Below are 18,219 nucleotides of genomic sequence, written 5' to 3'. Positions count from 1 at the left end.
CCGTTGTTCTCCCACTCGCGGACACCTCTTCTTTTTCGTTACGTCTATTATTAGGCGTTCCTTAACGCTGTGTCCACTTTTTATTCTAGTTACATCCTGTCCGCTCACAGGCTGAAATCGCATAAAATGCTAAAATAGCGGCTTCTCAGTCCTTCAAAATGCAAGGTGCCCTTCACTTCCCCCTTCCTTACCCTTCCTTATCCTGTCCTACCCTACCCGCGTTGCCTAAAATTAATTCCCCTTGCTCATCCTCTTCATTTTGATTTGAGTCAAGGGGTTGTCCTAGTTGTTGTAGCTACTGAGGGCAGCCACCTTGCTCAAAAGAGGTGATTTTCAGCTTGTCATCAATGAAGTCCAGCACCTGCTGCAAATCCGCTATTTGCTGCCGAATTTGCTGCTTATGATTCAGCATTAATTGCACCAGCTCGGGGTAATCCGACGGTTTATTGATGAAGGACACACCTATAAACGGTCTTATCTCGTCAAGCGACATGCCTGTTTTCTTCAGGCAGACCAGCATCTTCATCGTTTCAATATCCTTCATCCGGTAAAAACGATGGGTGTTGTTTTTACGCTCCGCCTGCGGCAAAACGCCGATTTTCTCATAATAACGGATTGTATCCTCTGATAACCCTCCTAGCTTTGCGGCTTCCTTAATGGTGTAAATCTTTCCACTATCTTGTACCCGCTTCATTTCCATCGTTTTCTTTCCTTCCGCCATCCCGATTCCCCCTGTTTCAACATAGATATAGAAAGCGTAACAAGGTTTCGGGGAAATTGCCAGTTTATAAGATAGGGAACGATCCCTAAGGTAGAACCTTACAAAAGGCCGCTTTTCAACCGATAATACTATGTAAGAAGTTTCATTCACAACAACTTTAAAGATAAGAAGGGCTGAGGTATACATGTCTATCGTCCGTCGGACGTTCATTTGTCTTATGGTGGTTTCCAGCATGCTTGGGGGAAGCATCGCTGCTGCTGAAACCTATGGACCAAGCAATCAAGGGTCAGATACATTAATGCATTGGGCCAGAGAAAATGGAATCATTGAGGGTTATTCGGATGGAAGCTTTCAACCGGATCGTCTTGTAAGCGAGGCAGAGTTTTTGAAAATATTGTATGAGGCGTTCGATAATGGGTTGTTGAGGAACGCTGAAACGGATGGGACAATTAAAAGTCGGGTAAACACGCTATATCAATTTGCGAAAGAGTGGAACCATCCCGTTGTCGGAGCAGCCAAGACAGAACTTCGTACAGCACCGATCACTCAAGCACAAGCAGCCGCGATTATTGCCTCAGCCAATGGCGTCCACTTTGAGGGACAGGATAATCTGATTTATCTAATTGGACATGGGATGGTACACGGTGATGCCGCCTCGCTGTCTACCTTTAAAGCCGATTCTCCTTTGACACGGGCTGAGGCTATTCAATGGATTAGGCAGTTGACGGTTGCAGGAATGATGGGTATCGAGGAGCGTCCAAAATCCCTGTCCAAACGCAGTATGCTGCCGAGTCTGGTGAATGCGCCAAAACCTTTGCCCCTATTCAGCACGCAGCCATTAACCAAAGGGGATTTTGATTTAATTGGAACCGAGCCTAATTCGACAATGAAATTTGGGGATACGAAATCCTCTATCGATGCACGGTTTGGGGAGTCTCAGACTGTCTCATTTGGATTTAACCAGTATCCTTCCTTCTCAGTTATATACAATAAAGCGGATCTGTTAGGCCTTTGGTCTATATCTACTGATTCAGAATATACGGACACTAGTAAGATTTTCTCTACCAGCAAAGGTATAATAGTCGGAAAAAGCACATTAAGGGATGTCCTTCTGCAATATGGAACAGCGGGCTATTTAAGACCAGGCAAAGCGTACCTCTTTTATGAGCAGGCGGAGGATGGAAGCTATTTTTCGCTTGATCCATTTTTCGATGGTACTCCCATTAAAAATAGAAACAAAACCTATGGCTTTGCCTTCTTCTTTGAAGAAGAAACATTAAAAGTCGAATACACTATGTCTTTTTGGCTGCCTGTAATCAGCGGAGATGATTCATAGTATACTTTTAAAAATCTAATATAAAAAATCCCCTCCAGTTCCCCCCCTTCCCTACAATTCGTATGGGAAACGGGTCGACCAGTGGGGATTACTGCTTCTGCTTGTGATTGTAAAGCTTAGTAAGCCAGCCAGCCCGCATCGGCAGTTACAACCGTGCCGTTGACGAAGCTTGCATCATCGGAGGCCAGGAACAGAGCAACCTTCGCAATTTCCTCCGGCTCGCCCGTACGCGGGTTGAGGCCCATGCCTGCCATCGCACGCGACGCTCCGAAAGCGTTAGGCTCCGTTAGCGACGCCGCAATGTTCGTTTTCACACCGCCAGGTGCAATCGCATTGCAGCGAATGCCGAGGTCGGCATATTGGAAACCAATATTTTTCGTGAGGCCCACGACTGCATGCTTGGAAGCTGTATAAGCTGCGCCCGCTCTAGAGCCTTGCAAACCTCCAGCAGAAGCGATATTGACGATAACCCCACTCTTTTTCTCGGTGAAAAGAGGGATCACTTTCCGAATCGTACGCATCGGTCCCGTTGTATTAATAGCGAATACCCGCTCCCATAGCTCATCCGTTAAGTCCCCTGCCGGAACAAAGTTATCCATAATTCCCGCATTATTAACTAAAATATCCACTGTGCCGTATGTTGCTACGGTCGTATCGATTAATTGCTGAACATCCTCTTCCTTCGCTACATTGGCAGCGATTGCAATGGCTTGTCCGCCGCTTGCTTCAATAGCGGAAACAACCGTTTGAGCAGCATCTACGCGAAGATCGGAAACGACGACTTTAGCTCCTTCTGCTGCGAACAGCTCGGCAATCGCTTTCCCCATACCTGAAGCTGCGCCAGTTACGACAGCTACTTTTCCTGTTAGTCTCACGGTTCATTCCTCCATTTGAAATCAAGGATACAATAAACACATGCTCATTACAGAACATCTGTTACTTCGAGTATAATAAAACGTAAGGTTAAGAGACAATCAGCAAAAAAACCACATTTGCCCGGTAACAGACACAATGCGGTTTTTTGTATATAAACACGTCAAGAAGGTGGAGCATAATGTCTGAAAACAATCCAAAAATCGACCGCCGAACTTTGCGCAGCAGACGTGCCATGCGGGAAGCACTGCTCACTCTAATGGCGAATAAGCCATTCCAAGCAATCTCCATTACGGAGATTGTAGAATGCGCTGGCTACAACCGGGGAACCTTTTATGCCAATTATGATAGTAAAGAAGCGCTGCTAGATGAGATTACGAATGAGCTGCTCGATAAGCTGCTGCAATCGTTTCGGGAACCCTACGAGCATGTCGAGGTCTTTAACGTTAGCGAGCTTCCTGCCCATGCAGTCACGATTTTCAGACATATTTACGAGCATTCGGGCGTCTACACGATTCTAATGAAAAATGATGTGCTGCCCAATATGAAGGAAAAAATGCTTCATGTCCTTAAACAAATTTCGATGGCGGAGCTTTTGAATCCTACGGATGATATTGATCCGGAGCTGTTAGCCACCTATAGCATGAGTTCTGTGCTTGGCCTCGTATGGCACTGGATTGAAACCGGCTTTAAGCATCCGCCTGAATATATGCAGGAACAGCTCGTTAAGATCGTTAATATGAATCCCAATGATGCAAATATGGCGCGTCCAGGAAAGCGGCCCTAATAGCTGTCTTAATAATACGCTCCCCCATTCCAAATTTCGACCTAACTGCAGGAGCATTCGAACTGCATGCCCCTTGCATCTGTCATGTCGTTCTCCGAACCCAGACATCCTTATAATTGATGTTGCCCCAGGCATTCAAGGCAATGCCCTGCAAAGACTGGTGATGCCCAACCAGCTGCCGGCTATGATGCAGAAACAACAGGCTGAACTGCTGCTTGAGCCGCTCTTGAATACGCATTAAAATGTCCAATCGGGCCTCCTGCTGCTGCTCCCGCAAACATAATGAAATATGCTCATCGACAAAGGCGCGGTCTTCAAGGCAAAGACCGCTAGCTACGAAGCTCGTCTCCGACTTATACAGCTCAATTAGCGTCATATCCGGCTGCTCCCCCAGCACCTCTCCGCCTAAAATAATATCAGCTTCCTTCCGATGCTCAGCGCACGCCACCAGCTCCTCAATTGGGAACACCCCCATTTCGATTCGAATACCCAGCTTCTCGCATGCCTTCCGGGTCCATTCCGCACTTTGCTCATTGCTGGGCATCTCATACGTGTACAGCTTGAGCGTTTCGCCTGCGTAACCCGATTCGCTTACCAGCTGCACCGCATAGGAGAAATCATAGCTGGTGCAATCGTCAGCATCTATCCCCTCTTCCAAGAAGCCCGTTGACGCCTGCTCGCGAATGCCGCCCAGATCGGCAATCATCTGCTGGCGGTTCAAGCCGTAATGAATCGCTTGGCGCAGCTTCAGCGACTGCAGCACTCCTTGTCTCGCTAGATTAAAGGCTAAATAGGTGCTGCCCTGCTCCAGCTGCTCCACTTGCTCCAACCGCTCCTTCTTCCCATCCGCCTGCTGCTTTAGCTGTGCTTCAAAATAGGCCAGCTGCGACTGCTGCTCTGGAACAGACCACCCTTCGCTTGACTCATAGTTTGGCCACACCCACATTTCAATGCGATCCAAATGGGGGCAGCCTTCGAAATACAGCTCATTCGCCTCCACAATGAGCATCGATTCATCATTTCGGAGCATGCGGAAGGGCCCTGTCCCAATCGGCATTTTGGCAAAATCGTCCGCTCCCCCCAGCTCGCCCGCATGCTCCGGCACAATGCTGAAGCGCTCCGTGCACAAGCTGTGCATAAACAAAGCATTCGGCTCCTTCAGCGTGATGGTGAGGCTGTACGTTCCGGTTATGTTGATCGCTTCAATCATCGAGGTCAGCCACTCCGAAGGAGAGCTTGCCATCAGCCGCTGAAAGGTAAAAGCAACATCACGCGCGGTCAGCCGCTTTCCATGATGGAAACGCACGCCCTTGCGCAGAAAAAAAGACCACTGCGTATGCTCCTCATTGCTTTCCCAATAGTGGGCCAGCTGCGGTTGAAACGTCCCCCGCGAAAACTTGACCAGCGTATTAAAAATCTGTTCAACCCAATGCGACTCCGTACGCCGGAACACATAGGCAGGGTCCAGCCTTAAGACAGGACGATAGAACGGGAAGCGCAGCACATCCTTCTCCTCCGTATCCTGCTGCAAGCCAAACTGCCGGGTCAGCCATGCCATGAACTCGGCTTTAATCGCTTGATCCTCAAATGGCTCCATGAGCTTCCATGCCTCATTGATTTTCTCCTTTTCAACCAGCTCCTGCGCTTTGGCGAACGCCAGCTCTCTATAGGATTTCAGAAATGCCAGCTGCGATAAATTTCCCCGTCCGCGCCCTGGCGTCCATTCCACAAGCCCAAGCTCCGTCATTTTGTGCAAAAGCATTTGCGTGTTGCGGCGTGTGCAGGCAAGCAGCTCGCTTAGCTCCTCCATCGATACAGCAAACCGCTGCCGCTTCGGCATGTCAATATAATGCTTCCTTAACTGGCCGTAATAGTCGTGGACGTCCATTTAGACTCCTTTTCCAATAGGCAAATGCTAAAAGGCGAAAAATAAAATCCTCACCTTTCGCTTTTCCTTCGTCTTTTTCGAAAGTATACTTTGATCCATAAATACGGTCAAGAGGAGCAGCCCCACATGTTCATAAAAACTAATCGTCTTCCCCTATCACGGCAGCAGTCGCACACGGCAATATGGGGCCATCGGAACTTTCTTATTCTTTTCTTTACTAGCGGCATCATAGCCTTCGGCAATAAAATCTATGAGCTGGCGCTGCCGCTCATTTTATATGATTTGACGCAGTCGGCTGTCGCTATGTCGACGATGAAGGGCATCGAGTTTCTGCCGAATTTATTGCTGGCCGTGTTCATTGGCGTATTAGTGGATCGGGTGCATAAAAAGAATTGGTCGCTCGCTTCGATTTTGCTGCAAATGCTCGTTCTGCTCGGCTTGTATGCCGCACTTGCCTATGGCGACCCTTCGCTGTATGTCCTCTACGCAGGCGGATTCCTGCTGATGGCCTTCGGCTATGCCTTCTCCAATGCGCGGGTAGCGATCGTCAAGCAGGCGATTCCTACCGAGCTGCTCACCTCGGCCAACGTATCGCTCAATTTTGTCACGATGCTGATCGGCATCATTGGTCCTGTACTGACGGGGCTTTTGCTCATGCTGCCGCGGCTTCATGACGGTTTGTTCGTGACGGCGGTGGCGTTCGGTTTTGCATTCATTTTGCTATTATTTCTGCAATCGACTGAGCAGCCGCGGGCGCAGCGGGTATCAAGCTTTTGGAAGGAGCTGCTGGAGGGCTGGCGCGAGCTGCGCCGCAACCGCTTATTGTGGCTGATCACGTTAACCGTTATTTTCCTCAATTGCGCCTCCGGCATGGTCGATACAACGGTTATTTTTTATGCCAAGGACGCATTGCTGCTGAGCAATTTCGAGCTGGGACTCGTATGGTCGGCGGCTGGGATTGGCGGCCTGCTTGGCAGCTTCATTATCAGCTGGCTGCGCCGCAGGCTTAAGGTAGGAACGTTAATTACGCTAACGACTTTATGTCTAGCCGTCACTTATTTCATGATGTATCTTTCCCATTCTGCTGCCATGCTAGGCGTGTCGCTGTTTCTAAATGGCTGGTTCGAAACGATCAGCGTCGTCTGCATTTGGACGTTCCGCCAGGAAACGACGCCGCAGCACTTGATCGGGAGAATTAGCGGCATTACCGGCTCGCTGTTCAAGCTTGGCATGCCCTTCGCCGTCGCGGCGGCTGGCTGGATTTCCGTGTTTACTGCGCCATCCATCGTCTTTCTTGTGGCAATGCTCATCAACTTGATTTTGTTCGTCTGCTGCCGCTTTAGCCCGCTATGGGAAAAGCAGCGAAGCTTGCTTTAAAATCGGATTATACTTGTGAGGAGCAAGTGTTTATAATAAAATTAAATATAATTAGATATAAATAAATATATTTAGCCGCAATAGGAAATGAGGAAATCATATGATACAAAAAGCAACGTTTGCCGGAGGCTGCTTCTGGTGCATGGTCAGTCCGTTTGAAGAGCAGCCCGGCATTCACGGCATTTTGTCCGGTTATATGGGCGGAGAGCTGGAGAACCCTACGTATGAGCAAGTATTGACAGGAGAGACCGGGCATTTGGAGGTTGTACAAATAACGTATGACGATGACATTTTCCCATATGAAAAGCTGCTAGAGCTTTATTGGCCGCAAATTGATCCGACCGATGCAGTCGGACAAGGCAATGATCAGAAGAGCCAATATCGGGCGGCGATCCTCTATCATACGGAGGAGCAGCGCGAGCTGGCCTTGCAGTCCAGAGAAGCTCTCGCGGGCAGCGGCCGCTTTGACAAGCCTGTCGTAACAGCGATCGAAGAAGCTTCCGTCTTCTATCCGGCGGAGGAATACCATCAAAACTATCATCGCAAAAACCCGGAATTTTATAAGGAATCGCGTATTTATTCCGGCCGCGAAGCGATTATCGAGAAGTATTGGAAATAAAACGAATCCATTTAATAAAGGCAGCCCGCAATTAGGGCTGCTTTTGCTTTTGCTTTTGCTTTTGTTTTTGCATTTGCTTTTGCATTTGCTTTTGCATTTGCTTTTGTCGGGAACTTCACCTTGTTATACAGCATACGCTTGGGAAAGCTGCTTTATTTTTTCAATAATCGCGCCTTCGTAATCCCCTTCCACTGCGATGCTTGCCGTCGCATATGGTCCCAGCTCCGCATGATCGCCGATTCTTACCGCATAAAGCGCCGCCTGGAACATGCTGATGTCATTGGCATCGTTGCCGAAGGCGATGAACTGCTTCGCTTGCAGTCCCGCTTTTTGCAGGGCGCTCCATTTATGGATGTTCTGCGGGCCCAGATCAAGCACATTTTCCCGGCTATGCTGGTGGACCACTAGCTCAAGTGCGGCTAATTCTGCAAACAAGCGCTCCATATTCACCGACGACAGGATGAGGATTTTTACGATTGTGTTAAGCGACAATCCCACTCGCTATCAATTAAGTATGTACCCTGATACGCTGTAATTAATTCCATTATTTTACTTACTTGTTCAGTGGCAAACACTTCTCCAGGCAGCCGTTTTCCCGCTTGAGAGATCAGCGAGCCATTGCCGCCAATGAATAGAAGATGATGAAATCTCTGGTCCACCACAGGAAGCATGTCCCTGATTGGGCGGGCTGAAGCAAATACAACCTCATGTCCTGCCTCGATTAAACCCTCCAACGCGCAAAGCAAACGTTCCGATATCGGTTTTCCTTTAAAACAAATTGTTCCATCCAAATCAAATACAAATTGCATCCTCGGCCTCCACTTTAGCTGCATTTCAACTAAATTTTATTAAATAATAATTCCTACGCAAAAAATAATATTTAAAATGACTATCGCCAACTATTTTGCAAGCGATTTCATTCCCAATTCATTAAAAATGAAAAATTTTCAAAATAAAATGAAAATAATAGTAATAAGTTTGCAAGCTGCAACCGATATTAGAAGTACACACATTTTATCAAAAGGAGAATAGTAATGTCATTAAAGAACTCGCGTTTTATTCGTAATTTGCTCATTCTTGGTTCGATTCGTCAGACAGCAGGTAGAATTGTATTGTCCACCCTGCTTATTATCGTCGTTTGTGTCTCCGTGCTCTCCTACACCTTCTACGTTCCAACCTCCAGAGAAGTCCAATCCCAAGCCGAAAAACAAATGGAGCTTTACTCCAGCCTTCTGGCCAAAGAAATTGATGCCAATTTAGTTGAAAAGCAGGCGATTATGCAGGTCATTGCGGAGCAGGGCTCCAAGGTGGAAGCAGACCGGCAGCAGCAGCTTGATTTTCTCGTTCAAGCCCATAATCAGCATCCCGAATTTGAATCGATTTTTTTCTCACTTGATTTAATTGGCGCCAACGCTGTTAACATTAAAAATACGGACGTCGATTTATCTGATCGGCCTTACATCAAGCTTGCCAAGGAAGGCAAACCGTTCATTTCTGAGCCGGTTATTTCCAAAACGATGGGCACGATGGTTGTTGTTGTCGGTGCTCCACTAATCAAGGATGGCAAAGCTTATGGATTTTATGGAGCCTCCTATTCGATTAGCCAAGCGGTAGAAAGCGTCAGCAAAGCTCAATTCGGCGAGACCGGAAAAGCTTATATGACCTTAGCTGACGGAACATTCCTTTCGTACACGGATGAATCGTTTGTGTTAAACAAAAAACTATCCGATCTAGGTATCGCTGCACTTGATCAAGCGCTCGCCAATGCGACCCAAGGCCATACCGCCCCGATTCATTATAAGGAAAATGGCGTTAATAAAATTGGGTTTATGAGTGTGACTGGCCTGGGCTGGGTCATTACGATGTTCGCAGACGAAAGCGAAATTTTAAAGCCTGTCGATACTTTGCTAAACTTGATTATGTTGGTCGGCTCAGGCATTATCATCCTTGCCCTGATTATGACGGTTCTCATTGCTCTGCGGATTGTGTATCCGATTCGTCAGTTGACACATGGCATTGATGTTTTGGCGCAAGGCGATTTAACGTATCGCATTCCGGTGAAAGGCAAAACCGATATTAGCAAGGCGCTGCATTCCTTTAATACCGCTGGCGATCAAATGCAGCTGTTGATGAAGGAGGTTAATGGCTTATCCGAGCAGTTGACGGATTCTGCGAAGCAGCTTGCTGAGGGAGCGGATCAAGGCGCACGTGCGGCGCAAAGCATTTCCGAAGCGATTCTCGTCGTAGCCGAAAGCTCGGAGCGCCAAACATCCAGCTTGCAGGATGGAAGCCAAGCAGCCGACAGCATCGCTGTGCAAATTGATGGTATCGCTTCTTATAGTACAAATGCAGCTGACATCGCTTCAGAAGCCTCCAACCTCTCCGATGACGGAGCGGCTTCCATGGATCAGCTTAATGGAAAAATGGTCGCGATGGAGCAAGGCATCGGCGAGCTTGCCCAAACGATTCATGCGCTCAGCGGCTTGTCCGGCAAAATCGGTGATGTCGTAAGCAGCATCAGCCAAATTGCCCGCCAAACGAATATTTTGTCGTTGAATGCAGCCATTGAGGCTTCACGCTCGGGAGAAGCAGGACGCGGCTTTGCAGTCGTAGCGGATGAAATCCGCAAGCTTGCCGGCCAGTCGATGGAATCAGCCGAGCAAATAGCTGGCTTTATCGGAAGTATCCGCCTCGAAATTGATCGGACGCTGCAAGCCTCTGAACAGACCGTCAACCAAGCGGCTGAAGGCAAACATACGGGTGAAGAAGCCCGTGAGCTGTTCGCCCGCATTCGCTCTTCCATTCAGGAGGTAGCCGTGAGCATTCAAGGCGTATCAACAGCATCCGGCGAGATGGTGTCCGGTACAACTACATTGGTGGAATCCATTCGCCTCATCTCCGACTCGGCCAGTGAAACGGCGGCCGAATCCCAAAATGTTTCCGCTGCGGCAGAGGAGCAAATGGCTTCGATGGAGGAAGTAGCGTCGTCTTCCGCAGAGCTTGCTAATATGGCAGAGAAGCTGCGTATTCAAATTAATAAATTCAAGCTGTAGCCTTGAGTTGAACGAACCGTCTCGGTGCATCGTCAAAAACAGCAAAAGCCTCTTGCTTTTGCTGTTGACGGTTCATCGGGATTTTTTAGCTTCCCATCCATTCAAAAAGCTTTCCAGCAGCGCTTATGCCATTTCGACGACGCAGCTCTATAAGCCTGCTGCTGCTTTGATTTGGGCCCGCTGCTCCATAATCAATTTTTTCAGGCTGTCTGTTCCGAAGGCGCCAGTATGAAAGCCATTCCCTTCGGGATAATAGACGAGCCGGAAAGAGCTGCCATCCAGCAAGTATACCCTTAGAAAAATACCGGATTCATGCTTCGTTTTTTCATAAACCTGATTGAATCCCACATGCTGCAGCGGAAGCAGCTCCTGAATGAATTGTGCAGACGCTTCTGCACTAAAGTCGCCGATCGGACTGCCATCCTCGGCACTTTCCAGGCCTACTTTTTCAACTTTGCCTTCGATATCGAGCAATTGTCCCAGCGTTGCCGCCTTTGGATTATCCATCACCTCATAAACCTTGTTGCCTGCTGCGACACGGAACTCCGACTTGTAGCCCTTTAACGCGTAAATCTCTGTGCCGATAGGCAAAAAGGCGGCATTCCCATCCTTCTCCACATAATCCGTGCAAGCATGATCGTTCAGCATATAAGTTACCTCGCCTACTTTTTCGCCAAGCTGATCGTCAGATACCTTTCCGCTTCCCTCGTAGTTGTATTGATATTTGATGCCATTAATCATCAGAAAATCGACCCACTCGATAATCGCATTACAAGTTTCAGTCGGTTCCTCGGGTTCTGGACCCGCAGCCTTAACCTGATTTTCGGTTGCCTCGGGCGCTTCACGTTCCATCGCACTACTCCCGCCGCCGCAGCCGACAGCTGTCAGCATAAGGAGCAGCACGATTAAAGCCTGGCCCGTCCGTTTTATTCCATTCATCGCCAATCACCTCCCTTCCCTAGACGCTCCCGCGAATCACAATGTTTCAGAAAACCGGGAAAGGCCGCGCTGACCTTCGCTCCATAAAAAAAGGGCTGCCCCCAGCCATTAATTATGGCTTTGGGACAACCCTCACAGCATAGCTTGCTCAGCTCAGCCGTCTATACTGACCTTATTTCATTAATTGATCAAATCCTGCCGAAGCGGCGTGAAGGTATCGAGCAGCTTGCTTGCTTTCAAGGCGCGGCAGCCATGCTCAGCATTGCTAGGAATAAAGATCGTCTCGCCTGCGGAAATGACGGTCTTCTCCCCATTTATCGAAAACTCCAGCTGCCCTTCCAGGCAGTAGGAAAACTGCTCATGCACATGGCTGTGCAAATAACCTTCCGCTCCTTCCTCAAAATGCACCTCCATCATCATAATCGTCTCGCCCGGTGTGAAAATTTTCCGTTTTACGCCCGGCTCGGCATTTTCCCAATTGTTCAATCTGCTCATCATTCGTCAATCCTCTCAACTATTATTGGATTAGATTACACATAATTGCGGTTAGACATATTGCGACTTGTTGCTGCTGCGGACGAAGCTCAGCTCATAATCATCCGCTGCGGTCAGCTTGAGCGCCGAACAATCGAAGGCAGGAGCAAGCCGGTAGCATTCCGCCTTAAACTGATCCCAGCTGCCGAACTCCTGCTCCGAGCCCAGCTTGCAGAAATACGCATTTTTGCGGCTGTATGCCCGGTATTCGCAATGGAATAGGCGATCATGATGGGGAACCATCGGCTCACTGCACCAGATCGCGGCATAGCCGCTGCCTTTTTGCCCAAACAGCCAATGTCCGTCCTGGACGAAATCATCAAACTTCGCCTCTGGGAAAAAGAGATGCGTAAACGCGACCGGATGCTCTTCCCCGATTTCATAAATCGCGCCGAGCGCGCTGCCCTGCTGCTTGACCGCTGGCATGATGCCATTGCCATACCAATAACCCGGCCGCATGCCGCCATCGTCAGCCAGCTCTCCCGGATGGTTCGTATACAGCACCGTATCGTTGTCCAGCGCCGCATACCACATATGCTGCTGATACCCGTACACGCCCGGCTCGAAACGCGATGTGCCGTGAAAACGCTCATTAAACGATTTAACATAATGGCCCGATTCAATGTCAACGGACTCGTCAAAGCTAATATTTTGCCAGAAGGACGGGCTGGCATCATATCTCGGTGATTGAACCGAGGTCAGCATATAATCAGGCTGCTTGTTGAGCTTCACCCATGCGTTCCCGGTCTGGTACTCCAGCTCCAAGGATTCATCCATCAGGCTTGTGAAATGCTGCGGCATCACGTATTTGCTGTTCATCAGAAAAACGATCCATTCGCTGTTGCCCATTGGCGTATCCGGATTCAGCAGATGAATTAAAGACTGGGCCGACTGGGTGAATGGCAAAATGACGGAGCGGTAAATGCGCGCTTGCGGCGCGACAATTGAACCGCGGAACGTATGATAAGCGAAGGATTTCAGCATCTCGTCAATTAACCGGCTTGCGCGAGCGGACTCCTCTTCCTCCATATAGTCGACGACATTTAGCAGCGCACCTAGCGTCACGCACATGTAATCCGCGCTGAGAAACTCCTCAAAGCCATATTCCTCGACATCATCCAGCCACTCGCGGATTTTGCCGAGCGCCACATTGCTTGCCTGAACGCCCGTGCGGCCCGATCTTGCGAATAGCTGATCCGGGTACTCGCGGCCCGCCATATAAGCGCAAATATAGAACATCAGCGCGTGATTTTCGCTCCAGAAGCACATGCCATCTGAGCCGTTCTCCGTCATCCAGAAGCGGTAGTCTAAAATCGCCTGCTTGGTCCGTTCGGTTAAATGGGCCGGAAGCTCTTGCTGCTGCATGAAGCGAAGCAGGCCCGCGAGGATAAAGTCCGAGCAATCCTCGCGCCGCTCAATTTGTCCAAGCGCGTGCAGAATATGCTGTTCATCATTAACACCGGGTTGTCCCAAGTTCCAGCGCGCCAGCACATAAAATAAACCAAAACGCAGCGGTTGAAACGCCTTCTCCGTGCCTATGGCGGCAATCTCCTCGAACATGGCGCCTTTAACCTTGGCCGCTGCCGCTCCTTTGCGATAAACCGGCTTTTTGTTTTGCAGCAGCTCGATTTTGCGAACCAGCTTTCTTTGTCCGATTTCACCATATACGATTGCCATTGGCGCACCCTCGTCAAGCTTCACGCTGCGCTTGCCGCTAATGTCCTCGGCGATCAGGCTGTCATTTACTTCTTCTCCATATGCCAGATAGATGCTGCAAGGCGCTTCCGCCGGGAAGCAAAGCTCATTGCCCTTCAGCGTAATGCCCGACAAAAAGCGGTCCAGCGCAAGAAATGGCTCGGCCTGCTCCGCATCCGGCAGCGTCACCGAAATCTGGTCCAAATGCTCCAATAGTTGGATGCCGAATATGTTCCGCGTATCACGCACTGCCAAATTTTGCATGCGGATGACCATCGTGTTGCTGCCTTTGCGCAAAGGCAGCTGTATTTCCTGCTTATTAATCGGCTTATACACCGGCACGGCAACGGAGCTTACCTTCTCTCCATTAAGCCATACTTCAATCGCCGTATAAGTCCATAGATTTGCCAAGACGACAAGGTCTTCTTCCGCCACAAGCACGGTAGCGGCGAGCAGCTCTACTTTTTGGGGCGTAAACGAAAACTGGCTGAAATTAACGAAGCCGCTGCACGGGTAAAGATATTCCCAAGGCAGCCCCAGCTCGCTCTCAGCGCCGATTTGGATGGCTTCTGATCCCGCTGGCGCTGGAAGCTCCCTGTCCGCGACAATCGAGCGCAAATATTGCTCGTAGCGTATTTGGTTTTTATCGGATTTGTCCGATATAAAATCACTCAAACGCAGTCCTGAAGTTAGATAATGAGTAATAAATCCGTTTTGCTTATCCACATGCTTCACTCCAATCGATTCATTCAGGTATGGCGAACACGGTAAGGCGCCCGTCACGGTTTAAGCTCAGTACAGGGCGGCCCTGCTCGTCCATGGCGACGCTCCATTCAGAGATCGCCAACTGCTGCGTGCCAAGTGATGGCTTCATCACGGTAATAAACCATGCACCTTCATTTTCCGTTGTCAGCAAGCCCTGAAGCACCTTCAGCGGCTGCATCTTCATTTGGTGCACGGATTCCCAGCTATCCTCCACATCAAGCTCCAACTCTGGCGGTCCAAATACGAGCAGCTCGCAGGCGAGCGGCGAAGCGGCAGCAGCTTCTACTCCATTGGTCAAGCCGCTGCCTTTGGCATAGTAGCAGGCAGGCTCAACATTGGAGCCTGTTTCATTAGCTGCAGCAGCGCTGCCTGCTGCCCGTTTGTGTGTCTCCCACTCCAGCAGCCTAGTGTGCAGCCGGTGCTGATACGTATGCTCGCCAGTACCCGTCAGGCGGTCATAAATGACCCATTCTCCGCTATCCAGAAACCATAGGGAGCGCCTATGCGCAACGCCGCGGGAAGCATATCCGTCATGCTCTGCGCAAATCATTTGCTGATCCGGCTCCCAAGCGATTAAGGAAACGGATGCCTCCGGCACGCCCCATCTTTGGGTGCGCAAATAAGGCGTCTGATCCTGCCCGTCCACAAGAACGGTATTATGGGCAGATGTGCTTTTGAAATAACGGCGCCATGGATTTTCCATATACGTGTACGTGCCCGGATCGACGAACAGCGCTTCGCCATAGGCGCACCATTCGAAGGACAACGCATCGGCATGGCCATGAGGGCCTCCAAGCGCAGCTGCATCGAAAATGAGCTGCTGCTCCGTATTGCCAAGCCCATAATAGCCTGCCGCAGGGAATGCAAAGGGCAGCCGCTCCTCCATATGGGCACTCGTCGCTTCTGCTTCGCCTGCCATTGAAGCCGCCCGCGATACTGCTGATTCTGGCGACTTAGCTGTCGTTTCTGGCGACTTAGCTGTCGTTTCCGGCATCTTAGCTGCCGCTGCCAGCAGGCGGTCGATAGCCTCAGGGCCGACCGTCCAAAACTGCTCATACAGCTGATCTTCCAGCAGCAGTCCTGGACGATCATAATACAGCGCCGCCGCATTCAAATCGGGCGGCTGGTTCGCGAAGGAATCGGCAAACGGCGCCATGCTGCCGTCCTGTCTGATCATCAGGCTTGCGAAACGCGTCATGCCGGCTACAATGCGCTCGTATTCGCCTGAGAACGCAAGCCCGCGCTTTTTCGCCATAACGGCACAATCGACGAACAGCTCCAGCGATACCATATGGTAGTGCGGCGTAAGCTCCGAATGGACGCCACCCTGCAGCACCTGCACGCGTATGCATTCCTCCAGCCGCTTCATCGCGGTGCTGCGCCATTCCGCGCTTTCCTCCCACGTCACAAAGGTCAGCCCCGCGCCCAGCAGCCCAATCATATGCATAATCGAATGATTGATTTCAATGCTCGCTTTGTAGGTGGAGAGAAACCAAGCATGCTCTTTTACCGATTGGAGGAACCGCTGCTTCGCTTCAGCATTCCAGCTTTCCGATTGATCGAAAAAATGATAGGCATATATCCATTGGCGCAGCCTAAGTCCAGTTTCCAGCAGGCGCCACGGGCCGGGCCTTTGAAAATAGGTCAGCTCCTCTGCCGGCAAATTCCGCGGGCATGGCTGCGTATCGATCCAGCCTAAAATATGCTCCAGCGCTTTAGCCGCATATTTCTCGTCTCCGGTGCACGCATAGGCGGTGCCTAAGGAGCGAAGATGCTTAAAGCGGTTAATGCCCCAAGTAAATTCCTTGTCTCCAGTTGGGTTGTAAAGCCAATTAATAGGCTGGCCCAGATCGATTTCAAAACCTTTCCAAATAATAGGCTTATTCTCGCACCAACGATCTGCCTGAGCCATTGCAGCGGCCGCCTGCTTGGGAAAATGCTGCTGAAAGCTTGCTCCCCACTCGCTTCTCTGCTTCGGCCTAAAATACAAATGATCCATTTAAGCACTCGCTCCTCTCCCATCCATAAAAGCAGAGGCTGCCCGCAGGCAGCCTCTCTTTTCCTTCAGCTATACGGCTACTGGCCGAGCGAGCCTTGCAGGCTCTTGGCGCTGAACGACGGATTAGCCTGAATATTAGTCAGCCCTTCCGTACGAGCCGCTGCTAGCGCTTTGTTGTATCTCGTATTCAAATCCTTAATCGCAGCATCCAAGTCCTGATTGCTGGTCAAAATATATTCAATAAATACGTCGCTTGCTTTTTTGCCTTCCAGCTTCGTTTCGGTAACCGAAATCGGAGTTGCTGGATAGATGCCATCATATTTCGTTGGAAGGAAGCCTTCGATGCCTTTCAGCTCTGGCTTGCCTGCCGCTTCATTGACGTAAGGCAGAACGGATAGTCCAAGACCTTTCTCTTGATATTCCGTACGAAGCTCCGTGTTATACAAGTATTCTAAGAACTTCACAGCTGCTGCCTGCTTGTCCGATTGTGCGTTGATTCCGATATAACCGCCTGCATTAACCCATGTTACACCATTGATTTGACCATCTTTAGTCGGTACAAGCGTCGATGACCAATTGATTTCCGTCGGGAATTGCGAAGTGTAAACAGCTGGCTCGCTGGAGTGGTTCACATACATCGCGATTTTACCTTGGGCAAACTGTGCGCGAAGCGGATCAATATCCAGCGATTCAGCGCCTGGGATCATGCTGCCATCTGTTTTCATTTGGTGCAGCGCTTTTGCAATGTCGGCGTACATGCCGAAGTCGAATTCACCGGTTTGGTAGTTAAAGCCCTCATGGCTTGTCTCTGAGCTTAGCGAGCCCGATGCAAAAGCCGGACGCGTAAAGCCGGAGCCATTTTTGAAATTGCTAGCGAAGCCGTATACGCCTTCAGCCTTGCCTTGCTCTGTCACTTTTTTCGCGATTTCTACCATTTCGTCGAGCGTCTTAGGAGGCTCTGTGTAACCCGCTTTTTTGAGCAGGTCTACATTGTACAGCAGGCGCCAAAATTGGCCCGTGTTTGGAAGCGTATACACATGTCCGTCTTTTGTATATACATCCTCTACCAGCAAACCGTCGAATTTCGCCAGAAACTCTTTGCTAAGCAGCGTATCAAGTGGAGCAAAATAGCCTTTGTTCACATAAGTTTGGAAGTCTCCGCTGCGGAAAATATCCGGAGCCTGATTGCTCGCAAACGCAACCTCAACCGCCTGATTGTAGTTATCCGCCATAACCTTCATTTCTACTTCAATGTTATCTGTATTCGTTGCGTTATATTTGTCTACCTGCTCCTGCATATAATCCATGTCATGACGATCTATTGTCCAATAGGAAATTTTCGTCTTTGCTGCGCTGCTTGCACCGTTTGTGCCAGCGCTTGCTTCTGGTGCGGCGTTCGTTCCGTTACCCGTCGAGCATGCCCCCAGCATTAAAGCCATTACAAGCAAGCTGCAAAGCAAAAACGAGCGTTTCGTTGCGAATCTTTTTTTCATCTGTCGTACCTCCCCTTTGTTTGGCAAGCGGCGTTCAAGCGGTGTCTACCACCCAGCCCCTCCTGCTGACCTCATTGTAGCACCGTTGCACTCTTGCCCATGAAGGACAAAAACACGATTCTGGGAGGGCAAAATCACTA

14 protein-coding genes and 1 pseudogene are annotated in these 18,219 nt (G+C 49.8%); 5 read left to right on the top strand and 10 right to left on the bottom strand.

What is annotated here, in order from left to right; all coding sequences use genetic code 11:
* Nucleotides 1–295 precede the first annotated feature (295 nt).
* Nucleotides 296–721 (bottom strand): MerR family transcriptional regulator, encoded by a 426-nt coding sequence (locus ASF12_RS34370; RefSeq protein WP_063892531.1) that lies wholly within the window; start codon nucleotides 719–721, stop codon nucleotides 296–298.
* Nucleotides 722–905: 184 nt separating this feature from the next.
* Between ASF12_RS34370 and ASF12_RS10155 the strand changes: the two genes are divergently transcribed.
* Complete coding sequence (locus ASF12_RS10155; RefSeq protein WP_056033497.1) at nucleotides 906–2,057, top strand: S-layer homology domain-containing protein; 1,152 nt, start codon at nucleotides 906–908, stop codon at nucleotides 2,055–2,057.
* A 116-nt stretch (nucleotides 2,058–2,173) separates the two neighbouring features.
* Here ASF12_RS10155 and ASF12_RS10150 read toward each other — a convergent pair whose 3' ends face one another.
* Entirely contained in the window at nucleotides 2,174–2,932 is a 759-nt protein-coding gene (locus ASF12_RS10150; protein ID WP_056033494.1) for an SDR family oxidoreductase, read from the bottom strand.
* 179 nt (nucleotides 2,933–3,111) lie between these two features.
* Between ASF12_RS10150 and ASF12_RS10145 the strand changes: the two genes are divergently transcribed.
* Entirely contained in the window at nucleotides 3,112–3,717 is a 606-nt protein-coding gene (locus ASF12_RS10145; protein WP_056033489.1) for a TetR/AcrR family transcriptional regulator, read from the top strand.
* Nucleotides 3,718–3,799: 82 nt separating this feature from the next.
* Here the strand turns inward: ASF12_RS10145 and ASF12_RS10140 are convergent, their stop codons facing one another.
* Nucleotides 3,800–5,605: an ABC transporter substrate-binding protein gene (locus ASF12_RS10140; RefSeq protein ID WP_056033488.1), complete on the bottom strand. Its 1,806-nt coding sequence runs from the start codon at nucleotides 5,603–5,605 to the stop codon at nucleotides 3,800–3,802.
* A 126-nt stretch (nucleotides 5,606–5,731) separates the two neighbouring features.
* Between ASF12_RS10140 and ASF12_RS10135 the strand changes: the two genes are divergently transcribed.
* Both ASF12_RS10135 and msrA read left to right on the top strand, forming a co-directional pair.
* Nucleotides 5,732–6,982 (top strand): MFS transporter, encoded by a 1,251-nt coding sequence (locus ASF12_RS10135; protein WP_056033486.1) that lies wholly within the window; start codon nucleotides 5,732–5,734, stop codon nucleotides 6,980–6,982.
* Nucleotides 6,983–7,085: 103 nt separating this feature from the next.
* Nucleotides 7,086–7,601 (top strand): peptide-methionine (S)-S-oxide reductase MsrA, encoded by a 516-nt coding sequence (msrA, locus tag ASF12_RS10130; protein ID WP_056033535.1) that lies wholly within the window; start codon nucleotides 7,086–7,088, stop codon nucleotides 7,599–7,601.
* An 11-nt stretch (nucleotides 7,602–7,612) separates the two neighbouring features.
* Here the strand turns inward: msrA and ASF12_RS36150 are convergent, their stop codons facing one another.
* Both ASF12_RS36150 and ASF12_RS10125 read right to left on the bottom strand, forming a co-directional pair.
* Nucleotides 7,613–7,735 (bottom strand): hypothetical protein, encoded by a 123-nt coding sequence (locus tag ASF12_RS36150; protein WP_268795420.1) that lies wholly within the window; start codon nucleotides 7,733–7,735, stop codon nucleotides 7,613–7,615.
* Nucleotides 7,725–8,410 (bottom strand): annotated as a pseudogene (locus tag ASF12_RS10125) (HAD-IIB family hydrolase). The gene ASF12_RS36150 and the pseudogene ASF12_RS10125 overlap by 11 nt, the downstream one beginning before the upstream one ends.
* A gap of 225 nt (nucleotides 8,411–8,635) precedes the next feature.
* Between ASF12_RS10125 and ASF12_RS10120 the strand changes: the two are divergent.
* Nucleotides 8,636–10,654, top strand: a complete 2,019-nt coding sequence (locus ASF12_RS10120; RefSeq protein ID WP_056033483.1) for a methyl-accepting chemotaxis protein — start codon at nucleotides 8,636–8,638, stop codon at nucleotides 10,652–10,654.
* Between the two features lie 147 nt (nucleotides 10,655–10,801).
* On the opposite strand, the gene ASF12_RS10115 is transcribed toward ASF12_RS10120, so the two are convergent.
* From ASF12_RS10115 to ASF12_RS10095, 5 genes are all read right to left on the bottom strand, one after another.
* The gene (locus tag ASF12_RS10115) at nucleotides 10,802–11,593 is read right to left on the bottom strand and encodes a hypothetical protein (RefSeq protein ID WP_056033481.1); all 792 of its coding nucleotides are present in this window, start codon (nucleotides 11,591–11,593) and stop codon (nucleotides 10,802–10,804) included.
* 180 nt (nucleotides 11,594–11,773) lie between these two features.
* The gene (locus tag ASF12_RS10110; RefSeq protein ID WP_056033534.1) at nucleotides 11,774–12,088 is read right to left on the bottom strand and encodes a cupin domain-containing protein; all 315 of its coding nucleotides are present in this window, start codon (nucleotides 12,086–12,088) and stop codon (nucleotides 11,774–11,776) included.
* Between the two features lie 51 nt (nucleotides 12,089–12,139).
* Complete coding sequence (locus ASF12_RS10105) at nucleotides 12,140–14,548, bottom strand: hypothetical protein (protein WP_056033479.1); 2,409 nt, start codon at nucleotides 14,546–14,548, stop codon at nucleotides 12,140–12,142.
* A gap of 19 nt (nucleotides 14,549–14,567) precedes the next feature.
* A complete protein-coding gene (locus ASF12_RS10100; RefSeq protein WP_056033478.1) occupies nucleotides 14,568–16,586 on the bottom strand; it encodes an alginate lyase family protein in 2,019 nt (672 codons plus the stop codon).
* Nucleotides 16,587–16,663: 77 nt separating this feature from the next.
* Nucleotides 16,664–18,079: an ABC transporter substrate-binding protein gene (locus tag ASF12_RS10095; RefSeq protein WP_056033475.1), complete on the bottom strand. Its 1,416-nt coding sequence runs from the start codon at nucleotides 18,077–18,079 to the stop codon at nucleotides 16,664–16,666.
* Nucleotides 18,080–18,219: the final 140 nt, after the last annotated feature.

Origin of the sequence: Paenibacillus sp. Leaf72, from assembly GCF_001422685.1 — a bacterium.
Classification (GTDB): domain Bacteria; phylum Bacillota; class Bacilli; order Paenibacillales; family Paenibacillaceae; genus Pristimantibacillus.
The sequence above is the reverse complement of the archived record's forward strand: the minus strand, read 5'-3'. Positions and strand labels throughout refer to the sequence as shown.

Excerpts from the sequence above, each read along its gene's own strand:
- ASF12_RS10115 (WP_056033481.1), bottom strand. The coding sequence starts at position 11,593 with ATGAATGGAATAAAACGGACGGGCCAGGCTTTAATCGTGCTGCTCCTT.
- ASF12_RS10145 (WP_056033489.1), top strand. The coding sequence starts at position 3,112 with ATGTCTGAAAACAATCCAAAAATCGACCGCCGAACTTTGCGCAGCAGA.
- ASF12_RS10120 (WP_056033483.1), top strand. The coding sequence starts at position 8,636 with ATGTCATTAAAGAACTCGCGTTTTATTCGTAATTTGCTCATTCTTGGT.
- ASF12_RS10100 (WP_056033478.1), bottom strand. The coding sequence starts at position 16,586 with ATGGATCATTTGTATTTTAGGCCGAAGCAGAGAAGCGAGTGGGGAGCA.
- ASF12_RS10110 (WP_056033534.1), bottom strand. The coding sequence starts at position 12,088 with ATGAGCAGATTGAACAATTGGGAAAATGCCGAGCCGGGCGTAAAACGG.
- ASF12_RS34370 (WP_063892531.1), bottom strand. The coding sequence starts at position 721 with ATGGCGGAAGGAAAGAAAACGATGGAAATGAAGCGGGTACAAGATAGT.
- ASF12_RS10135 (WP_056033486.1), top strand. The coding sequence starts at position 5,732 with ATGTTCATAAAAACTAATCGTCTTCCCCTATCACGGCAGCAGTCGCAC.
- ASF12_RS36150 (WP_268795420.1), bottom strand. The coding sequence starts at position 7,735 with ATGCTGTATAACAAGGTGAAGTTCCCGACAAAAGCAAATGCAAAAGCA.
- ASF12_RS10155 (WP_056033497.1), top strand. The coding sequence starts at position 906 with ATGTCTATCGTCCGTCGGACGTTCATTTGTCTTATGGTGGTTTCCAGC.
- ASF12_RS10095 (WP_056033475.1), bottom strand. The coding sequence starts at position 18,079 with ATGAAAAAAAGATTCGCAACGAAACGCTCGTTTTTGCTTTGCAGCTTG.
- ASF12_RS10140 (WP_056033488.1), bottom strand. The coding sequence starts at position 5,605 with ATGGACGTCCACGACTATTACGGCCAGTTAAGGAAGCATTATATTGAC.